The 13,447-nt window shown below is 56.8% G+C and carries 14 protein-coding genes; 7 read left to right on the forward strand and 7 right to left on the reverse strand.

Annotated features, from left to right (window positions below; translation table 11 throughout):
- The first annotated feature begins 78 nt into the window (after nt 1–78).
- The 7 genes from BM320_RS11265 (at nt 79) to BM320_RS11295 (ending at nt 6,673) form a co-directional block, all read left to right on the forward strand.
- On the forward strand, nt 79–1,617 hold the full coding sequence (locus BM320_RS11265; protein WP_090199976.1) for an ABC transporter ATP-binding protein: 1,539 nt from the start codon (nt 79–81) through the stop codon (nt 1,615–1,617).
- On the forward strand, nt 1,617–2,702 hold the full coding sequence (locus BM320_RS11270) for an ABC transporter permease (protein ID WP_090199978.1): 1,086 nt from the start codon (nt 1,617–1,619) through the stop codon (nt 2,700–2,702). Before BM320_RS11265 ends, BM320_RS11270 begins: the two co-directional genes overlap by 1 nt.
- A gap of 1 nt (nt 2,703) precedes the next feature.
- The gene (locus tag BM320_RS11275) at nt 2,704–3,126 is read left to right on the forward strand and encodes a hypothetical protein (RefSeq protein ID WP_090199980.1); all 423 of its coding nucleotides are present in this window, start codon (nt 2,704–2,706) and stop codon (nt 3,124–3,126) included.
- Nucleotides 3,127–4,092 carry an ABC transporter permease gene (locus BM320_RS11280; protein WP_090199981.1) on the forward strand — a complete coding sequence of 322 codons (966 nt, stop codon included), beginning with the start codon at nt 3,127–3,129 and terminating at the stop codon, nt 4,090–4,092.
- Entirely contained in the window at nt 4,076–4,882 is an 807-nt protein-coding gene (locus BM320_RS11285; protein WP_090199982.1) for a purine-nucleoside phosphorylase, read from the forward strand. Before BM320_RS11280 ends, BM320_RS11285 begins: the two co-directional genes overlap by 17 nt.
- Nucleotides 4,883–5,009: 127 nt before the next feature.
- Nucleotides 5,010–5,924 (forward strand): sulfite exporter TauE/SafE family protein, encoded by a 915-nt coding sequence (locus BM320_RS11290; RefSeq protein ID WP_090199984.1) that lies wholly within the window; start codon nt 5,010–5,012, stop codon nt 5,922–5,924.
- On the forward strand, nt 5,921–6,673 hold the full coding sequence (locus BM320_RS11295) for a TIGR02186 family protein (protein WP_090199986.1): 753 nt from the start codon (nt 5,921–5,923) through the stop codon (nt 6,671–6,673). Before BM320_RS11290 ends, BM320_RS11295 begins: the two co-directional genes overlap by 4 nt.
- Here BM320_RS11295 and BM320_RS11300 read toward each other — a convergent pair.
- From BM320_RS11300 to BM320_RS11330, 7 genes are all read right to left on the reverse strand, one after another.
- Nucleotides 6,670–8,196, reverse strand: a complete 1,527-nt coding sequence (locus tag BM320_RS11300; protein WP_090199988.1) for an ATP-dependent DNA helicase — start codon at nt 8,194–8,196, stop codon at nt 6,670–6,672. The genes BM320_RS11295 and BM320_RS11300 overlap by 4 nt on opposite strands.
- A 40-nt stretch (nt 8,197–8,236) precedes the next feature.
- Nucleotides 8,237–8,872, reverse strand: coding sequence for an acyl-homoserine-lactone synthase (locus BM320_RS11305; protein ID WP_090199989.1), 636 nt, complete (start codon nt 8,870–8,872; stop codon nt 8,237–8,239).
- A gap of 118 nt (nt 8,873–8,990) precedes the next feature.
- Nucleotides 8,991–9,755: a helix-turn-helix transcriptional regulator gene (locus BM320_RS11310; RefSeq protein ID WP_090199991.1), complete on the reverse strand. Its 765-nt coding sequence runs from the start codon at nt 9,753–9,755 to the stop codon at nt 8,991–8,993.
- On the reverse strand, nt 9,700–9,915 hold the full coding sequence (locus BM320_RS11315; RefSeq protein ID WP_090199992.1) for a hypothetical protein: 216 nt from the start codon (nt 9,913–9,915) through the stop codon (nt 9,700–9,702). Before BM320_RS11315 ends, BM320_RS11310 begins: the two co-directional genes overlap by 56 nt.
- A gap of 187 nt (nt 9,916–10,102) precedes the next feature.
- Nucleotides 10,103–11,380, reverse strand: coding sequence for a crotonyl-CoA carboxylase/reductase (ccrA, locus tag BM320_RS11320; protein WP_090200603.1), 1,278 nt, complete (start codon nt 11,378–11,380; stop codon nt 10,103–10,105).
- A gap of 140 nt (nt 11,381–11,520) precedes the next feature.
- Complete coding sequence (locus tag BM320_RS11325) at nt 11,521–11,868, reverse strand: hypothetical protein (protein ID WP_090199994.1); 348 nt, start codon at nt 11,866–11,868, stop codon at nt 11,521–11,523.
- A gap of 79 nt (nt 11,869–11,947) precedes the next feature.
- Nucleotides 11,948–13,324: a 1-acyl-sn-glycerol-3-phosphate acyltransferase gene (locus BM320_RS11330; protein ID WP_090200606.1), complete on the reverse strand. Its 1,377-nt coding sequence runs from the start codon at nt 13,322–13,324 to the stop codon at nt 11,948–11,950.
- Nucleotides 13,325–13,447: the final 123 nt, after the last annotated feature.

Consider the following 13,447-nt stretch of genomic DNA (forward strand, 5'->3'; position numbering starts at 1 on the left):
TCACGCCAACTTGGCTCTATAAAATCGGGGCCGCGCGGTTACACTTGCGCGGCCCTTCCCTTTTTAGACAGGTACCCCATGACCGATATTGCCCCCGCGATTGAACTTAAAGGCATTTCCAAATCCTTTGGTCCCGTAAAAGCCAACAAAGACATTTCGATCCGCGTGATGCCGGGCACGATCCACGGGATCATCGGCGAAAACGGCGCGGGCAAATCAACGCTGATGTCGATCCTTTACGGGTTCTACAAAGCCGACGCGGGCGAAGTGTTCATCGGTGGCGAAAAGAAAAATATCACCGACAGTCAGGCCGCGATTGCCGCAGGCATCGGGATGGTGTTCCAGCACTTTAAACTGGTTGAAAATTTCACGGTACTTGAAAATATCGTTCTGGGTGCCGAAGATTCGGGGCTTTTGAAACCATCGCTGGCCCGCGCGCGCCGCGAGCTCAAAAGCCTTGCCGATGAATATGAACTGAACGTCGATCCTGATGCCGTGATTCAGGATGTGGGCGTCGGCATGCAGCAACGGGTTGAAATCCTCAAGGCGCTGTATCGCAAGGCCGATATTCTGATTCTGGATGAACCCACAGGCGTGTTGACCCCTGCCGAGGCCGACCACCTGTTCCGCATTCTTGAAAACCTGCGCCGCGAAGGCAAAACCATTATCCTGATCACGCATAAACTGCGCGAAATCATGGATATCACCGATACCGTCAGCGTGATGCGGCGCGGTGAAATGACCGCGACCGTCAAGACATCTGAAACCAATCCGCCGCATCTGGCCGAACTGATGGTCGGGCGCAAGGTGCTGCTGCGCGTCGATAAGGCGCCCGCGCAGATCGGACGCAAAATTCTGGAAGTCAAAGACCTGAATGTGACCGATGCAAAGGGTGTGCACCGTCTTAAGGGTATCAGCTTTGACGTCCATGCAGGTGAAATTCTGGGCATCGCTGGGGTTGCGGGCAACGGTCAGTCCGAATTGCTCGAGGTTCTGGGCGGTTATGAAAAAGCCACCGGCAGTATCATGATGAACGGCGAAGCCATCGACCTGACAGGCGCGAAATCCGACGGCCAAAGCCGCCGCAAGCGCGGCATCGCCCATGTGCCCGAAGACAGGCAGCGCGAAGGGCTGATCATGGATTTCCACGCTTGGGAAAACACCGGTTTCGGTTATCACCACGATGAGAAATACCAAAAGAACGCGCTGTTCATGGATAATGCCGCGCTCAAACGCGACACCGAAGAAAAAATGGCCCGTTTCGACGTGCGCCCGCCTGATCCGAACCTTGCCGCCAAGAGCTTTTCAGGCGGCAACCAGCAAAAAATCGTGCTGGCCCGCGAGATTGAGCGCAACCCCGATCTGCTGCTGATCGGCCAACCGACACGCGGTGTGGACATCGGCGCGATCGAATTCATCCACCAGCAGATTGTTGCACTTCGGGATCAGGGCAAGGCAATTTTGCTTGTTTCTGTCGAGCTAGAAGAGATTTTGTCGCTCTCTGACCGGATTGCTGTTATGTTTGACGGAAAAATAATGGGCGAGCGGATGCCTCAGAACACAGACGAAAAAGAACTCGGCCTTCTCATGGCCGGGATGACAGGAGGCCATTCCTGATGGACGCGTTGCCAAAATGGGCTGATGTGATCCTGATCCCTGTGATCTCGATCCTGCTTGCTGCTGTTCTTTCTGCGCTTGTTATTCTGGCGATCGGTGAAAACCCGTGGGACGCGCTGAAACTGATGGTGGACGGCGCGCTGGGGTCGACATACGGCTGGGGCTACACGATCTATTATGCCACCAACTTTATCTTTACCGGTCTGGCCGTAGCGATTGCGTCGCAGGCCAAGCTGTTCAACATCGGCGGCGAAGGTCAGGCGCTTTTGGGTGGTCTGGGCGTCGCAGTTGTCTGTCTTTACATCCCTTGGCCGCATTGGACGCTGGCCCTGCTGGGGGCCGCCGCTGCGGCCGCCCTGTTTGGGGCGGCTTGGGCCGCGATCCCTGCGTTTTTGCAGGCAAAACGCGGCAGCCACATCGTGATCACAACGATCATGTTCAACTTTATCGCGGCTGCATTGCTGAACTATTTCCTGATCGGTGCGCTCAAGGCACCTGGCATGGAACCGGCAACCGCAAAATTCGCAGAAACCACGCATCTGCCGTCATTCCAAGACATGTTCAACTTTGGCGAAACCACGTTTTTCCGTGGCGCGCCTGCAAACGTGACATTCTTTGTGGCGCTTGCCGCTTGTGTGTTTGTTTGGGCATTGGTCTGGCGCACGCGGTTGGGCTATGAAATCCGGTCATTCGGGGAATCTGAATCTGCCGCGAAATATGCAGGCATCAACCCCACAAAAATCATCATGGTCACCATGTTAATTTCCGGCGCGCTTGCCGGAATGATGGCCATCAACAACGTACAGGGCGAGGCCGAACGGCTGGTCCTGAACGCAGCAGAGGGCGCTGGCTTTATTGGCATCGCCGTCGCGCTCATGGGTCGCAACCATCCTTTCGGGGTATTGTTGGCGGCTCTTCTTTTCGGCTTTCTATATCAAGGCGGCGCAGAACTCGCCCTATGGACGTCGATCCCCCGTGAGTTGATCATCGTAATACAGGCATTGGTGATCCTCTTTACGGGTGCACTAGATAATATGGTGCGCATGCCGCTCGCGCGGCTATTCCTGGCAATGAGGAGAGCATAAAATGATGGCAGGACCCTTTAAATTAGGTGTCGATGACGACACCGGCGCTGATCTGGGCTTTGTGCTCAGCTGTTTGGCGCTTGGCATGATCACGATGGAGGAGCTGCACATGTGGATCCATCACGTGATTGCACAAACACCCGGTGGCGACGTGCCGCCGCATTTGGTGGCATTGCTGGCGCTACAAAAACCGGCAAGCGTTTTCCGCCCGAACGAGGCTGTGATGCGCCGCATCCCGCATGACCCGTTCATCACCGACGACCGCTTTGACGCGATGCTGGGGCTGCAATTCTTTTTGCGCCGCGACAGAACCCAAGCCGTCGATATCACACAAGCAGAAGCCGAAGATGCCCTGCGCCGCAACCCCGAGGTAGCAGACCGCTTTTTTGCGCTGTTCCCCTTCTTGATGGAGAAAGTTGCCTAAATGGATCTCGCGACCCTCTTGCAGATGCTGGACGCAACATTGCGTCTGGCGACCCCGCTTTTGCTGGCCTGTCTGGCTGGTCTTTACTCCGAGCGGGCCGGAATTTTTGATATCGGGCTAGAGGGTAAGATGCTTGCCGCCGCATTCCTATCGGCGGCAATTGCATCGGTGACAGGCAATGTCTGGCTGGGGCTATTGGCGGGGATTGGCGCGTCGATGGCGCTGTCGCTTATTCACGGGCTGGCTTCGATTACGTTTCGGGGCAACCAGTTGATTTCAGGGGTTGCGATCAACTTTTTGGCGGCGGGGCTGACGGTTGTTGTCGCCCAAAGCTGGTTCCGTCAAGGCGGACGCACGCCGCAGCTATCAGGGGATGCACGGTTTGATTCCATCACCCTGCCCTTTGCGGAAACGTTGCGCGATGTTCCGGTGCTTGGCACGATCTATTACGAATTGATTTCGGGTCATACGATCCTTGTTTATGTGGCGCTTTTGCTGGTGCCGGTCACATGGTGGGTCTTGTACCGCACCCGTTTTGGCCTGCGTTTGCGGGCGGTTGGGGAAAACCCTGCGGCCGTGGATACGGCGGGCGTTTCAGTTGTCGGGCTGCGCTTTGCCGCTGTGGCAATCTGCGGTGTGCTTTGCGGGATTGCGGGTGCCTATCTGGCGACGGCCCTGCAAGCAGGATTCACAAAAGACATGAGCGCGGGGCGCGGCTACATCGCGCTGGCCGCGTTGATTTTTGCGAAATGGCGTCCGTGGTATGCGCTTTTCTCGTGCCTGTTGTTCGGCTTTTTGCAGGCAATGGCACTACGGTCTGACGTGGTTGCCGACGTGATCGGTTTTGCGTTGAACGGGCAGCTTCTGGATGTTTTGCCATTCATCCTTGTTGTGGTTCTGACCGGCTTTGTTGGCAAGGCCACAGGCCCCAAAGCAGGTGGGCAGGCCTATGTCAAAGAACGCTAAGGCGCTTGCCGCGCAAATTCAGGCCGCTGCGGGCGATGCCCCTGCGCAAATCGGGCTGATCCTTGGCTCTGGGCTTGGGCATATTGCCGATGCGGTGGATGGCGTGGCGATTCCCTATAGAAACCTGCCGGGTTTTCCGCATGCAGGCGTGTCGGGGCATAACCCGAATCTTGTGATCGGCGATCTTGAAGGCGTGCGCGTCGCGGTTTTCGGCGGTCGGGCGCATTACTATGAAACCGGCAAGGCGGACGCGATGCGTCTGCCGCTTGAGGTCTTGCGCGCACTTGGTGCGACGCAAATGATCGCGACCAATGCGGCAGGGTCCATGGTGCCGGATATGCCCACCGGATCAATCATGTGCCTGTCCGACCATATCAATTTCTCGGGGCTGAACCCGCTGATCGGCGAGCCGACAGACGCGCGGTTCGTGCCGATGAAAGACGCGTATGATCCAGATATGCGCGCGCGCCTGCGTAAGGCGGCGGACGCCGCCGATGTCGACATGGCCGATGGTATCTACGCATGGTATTCCGGTCCTTCGTTCGAAACCCCCGCTGAAATCCGCGCAATCAGATTGCTTGGCGCCGATGCGGTCGGCATGTCCACCGTCCCCGAAGTGATCCTTGCGCGGTTCTTGGGGCTGCGCGCCGCTGCGATTTCGACCATCACCAATATGGCCGCAGGCATGAGCGACGAATCCATCAGCCATGAACACACCAAGGCAATGGCCCCCATCGGTGCCGCCAAGCTTGAAAAGGTGCTGCGCGGCTATTTGCGCAAGATGGCGTAGGTCCAGAACCGCAAAGCCATGTCACTAGCGCGGCAATTGCGCACCGCCACGCGAATATCTGCGTTGCACGGTTTGACAGTGGCGCATGAAACCGTTTTTGTAGGGACACAAGCGCCCGGAAAAAATCATGCAAGTTTATCTTCCCATCGCCGAGATTTCGGTGAACGCATTCCTTCTTTTGGGAATAGGCGGGCTTGTGGGGATTTTGTCCGGCATGTTCGGCGTCGGCGGCGGTTTCTTGATTACGCCGCTCTTGTTTTTTATTGGCATTCCGCCCGCCGTTGCCGTGGCAACCAGCACAAATCAGGTGGTGGCATCGTCGTTTTCGGCGCTTCTGGCGCATCTCAAACGCAAAAACGTCGATATGCGCATGGGAACGGTGCTGCTGGTCGGCGGGCTTGTCGGCTCTGCGCTTGGGGTGCTTTTGTTCAATTTCCTACGCTCTTTGGGGCAAGTCGATCTGCTGGTGCAGCTGTGTTACGTGCTGTTTTTGGGGGTCATCGGGGCGCTGATGTTTGTCGAAAGCCTGCGCGCGATCCGGCGCGCCAACCGCCCCGGTGTGCGGCCGGTGCGGCGCAAGCACAATTGGGTGCATAACCTGCCGCTCAAGATGAAGTTTCGGGTGTCTGGGCTTTATATTTCGGTTGTGCCGCCGCTGCTTGTGGGGGTGCTTGTCGGCGTTTTGGCCGCAATTATGGGGGTCGGCGGCGGCTTTATCATGGTGCCTGCCATGATCTATCTTTTGGGCATGCCCACCAAAGTCGTGATCGGCACATCGCTGTTCCAGATCATCTTTGTGGCCGGATTTACCACAATACTGCACGCGACAACCAACCACACTGTTGATGTGGTTCTGGCGCTTTTGTTGCTGATTGGCGGGGTTGTCGGCGCACAATTCGGCACACGTTGGGGCGTGCGCATGAAGGCCGAACAGCTACGCATTCTACTGGCCACGCTTGTCTTGGGCGTCTGTGCCAAGCTCGCGATTGATCTGTTGATCCAACCCGCAGAGCTGTATTCTCTCACGGCGGGCGTGCTATGATCCGCATTGCATTGGTCTTGGTTTTAATGGCCTTTCCCGCAGCCGCTGATGAGGAAATCGTGCTGGGGCTATCGCATGATCAGGTGGCCATTACAGCGACCTTCGAAGGCTCCAACATCCTTGTGTTCGGGGCCGTGCGGCGCGAAACCCCGATCCCCGACCACAGCGATCTTGGCGTGATTGTCACCATCTCCGGACCGGATATGCCGGTCGAAATCTGGCGCAAGCAACGGCGCGCGGGTATCTGGATCAACACCGATGAAGTCGAAGTTGACGCGGCCCCGTCATTTTACGCGGTGGCGACATCGGCACCCATGTCTGACGTGCTGCACCACGTCGAGGATCTGCAATACCGGATCACAACCCCCCGCACGATCCGTGCAATCGGCGGACAGGTCAGTGACAGTGTCGACTTTATGGAAGCGCTGATCCGTATCCGCACGCAAGAGGGGCTTTACCAGCGGCTTGAAGGCGCAGTTGATCTTGAACAGGACACGCTGTTTCGCACCGCGATCACGCTGCCCGCAAACCTGACAGAAGGCATTTACGAGGCGCGGATTTTCCTGACCCGCGACGGCCGTGTCATTGATGAATATGTCACCGAAATCCCCGTGCGCAAGGTCGGGTTGGAACGCTGGCTTTACAATCTCGCGCAGCACCAGTCGCTGATCTATGCGCTGATGTCACTGACAATTGCGGTGGGGGCGGGCTGGGGGGCCTCGGCGCTGTTTGGAATGCTCCGGCGCTAGATTTCTTCGCTGACCAGCGTAAACGGCGTGGCCGGCACCACAAGGTCATCGACCTGCAACACACCTTCGGGGCGCGCCAGACGGTTGCGCACGACCCAGCGCAATTGCGTTTCCGCGCGGGTAATCGCGACATAGGCCAGCCGTTTCCAAAGCGGCTGCCCCGCCTCGACGCGGCCCATACGGCTGGCGATTTCGATATCGGGCGCAAAGACCTGCACCGTGTCCCATTGTGACCCTTGGGCCTTGTGAATGGTCACCGCCGCCCCGTGCAAAAACGTGGCCCCCATGCGCGCGGCAAAAGGGATAAACGGCTCTTCATCGCCTTCTTGTTCGATCTTCACGATGCTCGCGGCACTGACCTGCGGGTCTTCGGCCCCCATCACATGCAGGCGCGAAAAACCGGGTTTGCGGCCCGGCCCAAGGTAGATAACCTGCGCGCCCTTGATCAGTCCGCGCGCCTCGAGATCAAGGCGTTTTTTGCGGTGCTTAAGTGGCAATTCAATGCCATCGCAAACCAGCGGCTCGCCTGGCAGAAGTTCATCGCCCGGCGCGTTAAAGGCTGCGCGAAACGCGTGGATCAGCCGGATACGGGTCGCGTTGCGCCAGACCAGACAAGGCGAACGGGCCATCAAATCCGCCTCGACGCGCTGCGCCATCACGACACGTTCATCCGTTTTGGCGGCCTCTGCGACCATGCGTTCAAAGGCGTAGAAATCCACCATCGGATCGGCCAGCGCATGGGCCAGATCAAGGATCGGGTTGCCCGCATCTTGGCGGTGAATACGGCTGAGTGTCTGCACCCGCTTGGCCGGTAGGGTTTCAAACACCATGCCGCCCGATGATTTTACAGGCGGCAGCTGTGCGGGATCGCCAAACAGGACCAGCGTCGGGAAAATCTCTTGCAGGTCTTCGAACTGCTTTTCGTCCAGCATGGAACTTTCGTCAACAAACCCGATATCAAGCGGGTCTTCGCGGCGCTTCCAGCCGGTGATAAAATCGCTGCCACGCAACCCCGCCGCCGCCAATGCCGCCGGAACAGAGCTGTTCACCTGATACGACGCAAAAGCACGGTCAAGGGCCACATCCGTCAGCCCTTCGATTTCGGGGCGCTCGCCCTGCCCCGCCAGCCAGTCCGCGATCTTTTCATATTCGGGGTCATACATCGGCGTGTAAAGAATGCGATGGATCGTCGTCGCGGGCACGCCGCGATTGCGCAGCACGCTGGCCGCCTTGTTGGTCGGGGCAAGGATCGCAAGCGTGCGGCGGTCCTTGCGCTTGCGCCCTTCCCAATCGCCCGAAATGACATCAACCCCTGCTTCCTCTAACGCTTTGTAAAGCTCGGCCAAAAGCATGGTTTTGCCTGACCCTGCCTTGCCAATCACCGCCATCACGGATGATTTTTCGGATGCGGGGGCTGTCAACAGGCTGTTGTCGAGATCAACGCCGGACTGGCGCAGTGCGGTGGCGACGTTATCCCAGGCTTCGGCCTGATCGTCAGAGAATGTAATCACACTTGCGTTCATGTCGGGACACTACCTGCGGCCTGCAGGGCGTTCCAGTCAATTACGCGACCTTTTGCATTGCCTGAATAGATTTGCCAAATGACAGATCGAACCATGCCTCTGATTGTTCTGATGTGACCTGTGCGCGGCGCAAAACGCGGGTACGGTCCTCGGGGCGAAACGGCCACAGGCCGACGCTGATCTTATCGCGGCCGGTGCCTGCACTGCCAAGCACCTCTGGCGAGGCGCCGATCATGCTATAAATGCGGACCATGCGCGGATCAAACACGCCCAAAAGATGGGTCAGGGAAAAGGCGCGCATCAACTCGCCCCCCGCCAGCATCATCGCCGCCGCAACACGCGGGGTTGCCTGCTGGCCCAGCACAAAGCGCGTGCATTCCCAAATGAACGGGCTTTCGATCCTTTCGCCGTTCAAAAGATTCGCAAAGTGATCGTTGACCATTGTGCGTTCCGAGGTTGGCAAAAACCGCATTGATCCGCCATGTGTCCCGTCGGGGTTTTCCCAAATCACATAAAGCGGGTTCATCGCATCATATTCGTCGTGCTCTTCACCTTGCGCATCGACCGTTACCGCCCATTTCAACCGGTCCGCAAATTGCACAGCGCGGTCCTTATGCATCGAATGTTTCAGGATCGGCAACCGAGCCAGGTCAGTTCCGTAGATATAGCGCAGCATGAAATTGTCCCCTTTCAGCAATATTTGTTGTCAAAAAGGGTAGCGATCGCTGCGCGAAATTCGTTAATCGCGCGCGCGCGGCGTTAACGAATCTTTAAGGAATTGCTGCATTGCAGCGTTAGTCAGTTTCGCGCCCCGGCCATCCGCCGCTTGCGTTGCGGGCGGCGCCACCGACAACGATCAACCCTTCGCTGACTGCACGTGCGACAGCGTGGGTTGTGTTCAGTGCCCCAAGCTTGAAGCGTGCGCTTTCGATATAGGCGCGCAAAGTATGTTCGGAAATTTCTAACAACTCAGCGACCTTGGCACGGCCGTGGCCCATGCCCAGAAAGGTCAACGCCTCAACCTCGCGCGGGGATAGCTGGCGGGTGGGGGCGGGTCTGCGCTGTGCGGCCAATAGCAGCGCCTTGAGGTTCAGGAAATGCGCAATCAATATCCATTCGCGCTGATTGGCATGCACAAAGCGGTCCCAACTGCGGTCGTCCGTGCAATGCGATGCGGTCAGCAGCGCAAGCTGGCCATTCGGGCCACGGATCGGAAAGGAAAGACCCTGATTGCCAACCCCATGCGCAATCGCGTCTTTGCGGAATGCCTTTGCGGCGCGCGAGGACCAGTCAAGCTGCCGCCAGTCAACCGGATGAAACCGCTGGAAGCAGCCGATAATCACCGGATCAATCCGCATATAATCCTTTTCAACATAGCGCTGCACCCAAACAGGGTCATATGTGCCAAACCCGTATTGTTCACCATCCGCGCTCAGCCAGTGATAGACGGCATGATCAACGGCGAACATATCGCGCAGCTGCACCGTCAAATCCTGAATTTGCTCAAGCGCGTCCGCCCGCTCCAGAGATTGTAAGAAACTGTTGAGTTCCAGGATTATCTCCTTGGTTTGGCAAGAATGAACTCTCGATCATACGATTGATTTCAACCCTTGCAAGCGCGGAGGTTCGTTCGAGTTGTGTCTCAAGCTGCGAAAGCTCGTGCTTGTGTGCATAACGCTGCAGGTCAGCAATGACATCGATAATCCACTCGTGTTCCATGTATCGGTCCTTTTACCAATTACAACCCAACGGCCAACGGAAAGCGTAACACCACGACTATTAAGGATTTATCCACAGGCGCAAACTCCCCAAATATGGGGAGTAGACGTGTAAAATTACCCTTAAGAAACAACAATGGCGCCACAGATTCTGTGACGCCATTGGCAATAACGCGTTTTCTGACGGCCTATTCTGTTGCGGCGAGAACATCATCCAGCGACCGCAGCCCCGCTTTTGGTGCCTGGATCAAGACCGACATATTGCCGGGCTTATGTTCGTTGCGGCGCATCTTGGCGTGGGCCTCGGGCAGTTCGTCCCATGTGAACACCTCGGACATGCAGGGATCTAGGCGGCGCTCGATCATCAGCTTGTTGGCGGCGCTGGCTTGCTTGAGGTTCGCAAAATGGCTGCCTTGCAGGCGCTTTTGGTGCATCCACATATAGCGCACATCGAACGTCAGATTATACCCTGTCGTCCCCGCACAGATCACTACCATACCGCCGCGCTTGCACACGAATGTCGACACGGGGAATGTGGCTTCACCGGGGTGTTCAAACACCATATCGACGTTATTGCCTTTGCCTGTGATCTCCCAGATGGCCTTGCCGAATTTGCGGGTTTCGTTGAACCATTCCTTATATTCAGGCGTGTTCACCGTTGGCATTTGGCCCCAGCAATTGAAATCATTGCGGTTGATTACGCCTTTTGCGCCCAATGACATGACAAAATCACGCTTGGTTTCGTCGCTGATGACACCAATCGCATTTGCTCCCGCCGTGTTGATCAGCTGGATCGCATAAGACCCGAGCCCACCAGACGCCCCCCAAACCAGCACGTTCTGGCCCGGCTTCAATTCATGTGGGTGGTGGCCGAAAAGCATCCGGTAGGCAGTGGCAAGCGTCAGCGTATAGCAGGCGCTTTCCTCCCATGTTTGGTGCTTTGGACGTGCCATCAATTGTTGTGATTGCACGCATGTGAACTGCGCGAACGACCCGTCGGGGGTTTCATAGCCCCAGATCCGCTGGCTTTCCGAATACATCGGATCACCACCGTTGCAATGTTCATCATCGCCGTCGTCCTGATTGCAGTGAATAACAACCTCGTCGCCGACCTTCCAACGCTTGACCTTGTCGCCAACGGCCCAAACGATGCCTGACGCATCCGAACCCGCGATATGGAAATCCGCACCATGAACATCAAACGGGCTGATCGGAATGCCCAAGCCGGCCCAAATACCGTTATAATTCACGCCCGCCGCCATCACCAGAACAAGAACCTCGTGGCTATCGGGTTTGGGGGTTTCAACGGTTTCTACCTGAAACGCCTGCGCAGGTTCGCCGTGGCGTTCGCGGCGAATGGTCCACGCATACATCTGGTCAGGCACATGCCCCAGCGGCGGGATTTCACCGACCTCGTAAAGCGCCTTTTGGGGTGCAGCTGCGGGGGCATTCAGATCTAGGGCCATGTTGGTCTCCATCACATAAGGTCACGTTTTGCTGCGCCGCAGAATCGGCGCCCTATGTGATGGATAGTGTCTGCTGCGCAACTTTACAACCTCCCAGATGCGCATTTTGTAATTTTATGTCCGCCGCGTCGCAGCGTAACCTAATGGAAAGTCACAGAAGAGACCTGACAGACATTGACGTTGTTACGCACAAGGCTACTACCGTCACGGAATTCGGCCTTCATATCGAACATGCAGGCGCCCGTGCCATCATTGAAATCAATGTTGATGGAGCTGCCGCTCGACAGTACCCGACTGCCAAGAATATCTTCTTCCCAAGAGTTGGTGCTGGTGCGCGACCCGTAAAACCGCCAGATCGTATAGCCGGTGTTATTCACAATCAGCACGTTGCGGTTCAGCCCGCTTGAAACTGTTGTTGTCTCGACGCAACCAGATGCGCCCAATGCAACAGCGGCCGCCAGGGCCAAAGATTTAAAATGAAATGCCATAGCGGTACTTTCCTCATTAACCGCGACCCTAAACGGTCGCAAAACAAGGATAAACGGCGGATATGATTCGAAGCAATCCCTAGGATGCCGCAGGGTCATCCTCAAAATGATGTGTAATAGAATTGGCATAATAGGCCAGAATCGCGCGGCCATCCGTGGCAATTGTGATCGTTTGACCGGTGATTGTGATAGCGCCACGCCCCGCAAGCCTGTCCAAAGCATCCGTGACAATCTGGTCGACAGGACGGCGCGGCAGCGGCATCTTTTTGGGCTTAAGCAGCACCAGTTTGGCAGTAATTGCGGCCGCAAGGGCCTGCTTGGAAGTGGCTTGGTCGTGGATCAAAGCGTGCGCAACCAGTGGTACCCCCAAAACAGGGATTGCCCGCATAATGCGCTGTTTCAGCGCACTGGCAACAGCGGTCGTAATATCATCGGTGTCGGCCTGCGCCTGAAATTCCGAAAGCTTCAGCGGATCGCCAAAACTGACCGAGGCCGTCCCGAAACTGCGAAACCTGCGCGTCAACCGTAGCCAGATATGCAGCCCGACACGGCGCACCAAATGCATCATTGGCGGGCGGAACCGGCGCGTGCCGGCCTGATCCGCGGCAATCAGAAACGTATCTTCCAGCACGCGGTCATAGTTCAGCGCAACCGGCACAAAAATCACTTCGCGCGCGGCGGGGTCAAAATCATCAATGATATAGTTCAGCAACCCGACACGCGGTTCGGCCATACGGCCATCAAGGCTCAGCCCGCCTTCGGGAAAAACGGCCTGACTGACACCGCCGCGCGTTGCCATCTGCACATAGCGCGCAAGCACTTGGCGATAAAGCGCACCGCGCGATTTGCGCCTGATAAAATAGGCCCCCATCGCCCGAATAATCGGCGACAGCGGCCAAACCCGCGCCCATTCGCCAACCGCATACGACAGCGCGCCCGCATTTGCGGCGAGATAAGTGACCAGCACGTAATCCATGTTGCTGCGATGGTTGATCACAAAAACCACGGCCGCATCAGGGTCGATCTCGGCCAGTTGTTTACGGTCAAACGTGCCCAACCTGATCCGGTAAAGCGACTTTGACAGCCAGCGCGCCAGCCTGATCCCGATGCTGAAATAAGCCGTTGCCGAAAACGATGGGACAATTTCGCGCGCATAGCCTTTGGCTTTTTCAAAGGCCACGTTTTCAGGTACATTTTCCTTGCGGGCATAATCCACAATCGCGCGCGTGACTTCGGGATCATAGATCAGCCGCTGGATCATATCATAGCGCCGCGCGAGCTTGAACGGCTCGATCGGGCGCTGCAACCGCTTGTTGACGCGCGCAATGACGCGTTCGGCGCGCTTGCGGAAAAACCAGCGGACCGACGGAAACAAAAAATGCGACGCAAACGTTACGCCCGCAAAAAGGACAATCAGGACAAAGGCCCAAAGCGGCATTGATACGGTTTGCGTCATTGCGCGAACCTGACAGGGAAACGCCGCAAGGTAAATCCCGTCATGCCGCAATGCAGCGAATTGACAACGCCACAAAGTACCAGTTACTAATCCAATAACGCAATATTATTTCGCAAGGATCGC

It is taken from the genome of Yoonia tamlensis (assembly GCF_900115105.1).
Classification (GTDB): domain Bacteria; phylum Pseudomonadota; class Alphaproteobacteria; order Rhodobacterales; family Rhodobacteraceae; genus Yoonia; species Yoonia tamlensis.

Excerpts from the sequence above, each read along its gene's own strand:
- BM320_RS11315 (WP_090199992.1), bottom strand. The coding sequence starts at position 9,915 with ATGGAACACGAGTGGATTATCGATGTCATTGCTGACCTGCAGCGTTAT.
- ccrA (WP_090200603.1), bottom strand. The coding sequence starts at position 11,380 with ATGGCCCTAGATCTGAATGCCCCCGCAGCTGCACCCCAAAAGGCGCTT.
- BM320_RS11290 (WP_090199984.1), top strand. The coding sequence starts at position 5,010 with ATGCAAGTTTATCTTCCCATCGCCGAGATTTCGGTGAACGCATTCCTT.
- BM320_RS11325 (WP_090199994.1), bottom strand. The coding sequence starts at position 11,868 with ATGGCATTTCATTTTAAATCTTTGGCCCTGGCGGCCGCTGTTGCATTG.
- BM320_RS11285 (WP_090199982.1), top strand. The coding sequence starts at position 4,076 with ATGTCAAAGAACGCTAAGGCGCTTGCCGCGCAAATTCAGGCCGCTGCG.
- BM320_RS11265 (WP_090199976.1), top strand. The coding sequence starts at position 79 with ATGACCGATATTGCCCCCGCGATTGAACTTAAAGGCATTTCCAAATCC.
- BM320_RS11295 (WP_090199986.1), top strand. The coding sequence starts at position 5,921 with ATGATCCGCATTGCATTGGTCTTGGTTTTAATGGCCTTTCCCGCAGCC.
- BM320_RS11300 (WP_090199988.1), bottom strand. The coding sequence starts at position 8,196 with ATGAACGCAAGTGTGATTACATTCTCTGACGATCAGGCCGAAGCCTGG.
- BM320_RS11275 (WP_090199980.1), top strand. The coding sequence starts at position 2,704 with ATGATGGCAGGACCCTTTAAATTAGGTGTCGATGACGACACCGGCGCT.
- BM320_RS11305 (WP_090199989.1), bottom strand. The coding sequence starts at position 8,872 with ATGCTGCGCTATATCTACGGAACTGACCTGGCTCGGTTGCCGATCCTG.
- BM320_RS11270 (WP_090199978.1), top strand. The coding sequence starts at position 1,617 with ATGGACGCGTTGCCAAAATGGGCTGATGTGATCCTGATCCCTGTGATC.
- BM320_RS11330 (WP_090200606.1), bottom strand. The coding sequence starts at position 13,324 with ATGACGCAAACCGTATCAATGCCGCTTTGGGCCTTTGTCCTGATTGTC.
- BM320_RS11280 (WP_090199981.1), top strand. The coding sequence starts at position 3,127 with ATGGATCTCGCGACCCTCTTGCAGATGCTGGACGCAACATTGCGTCTG.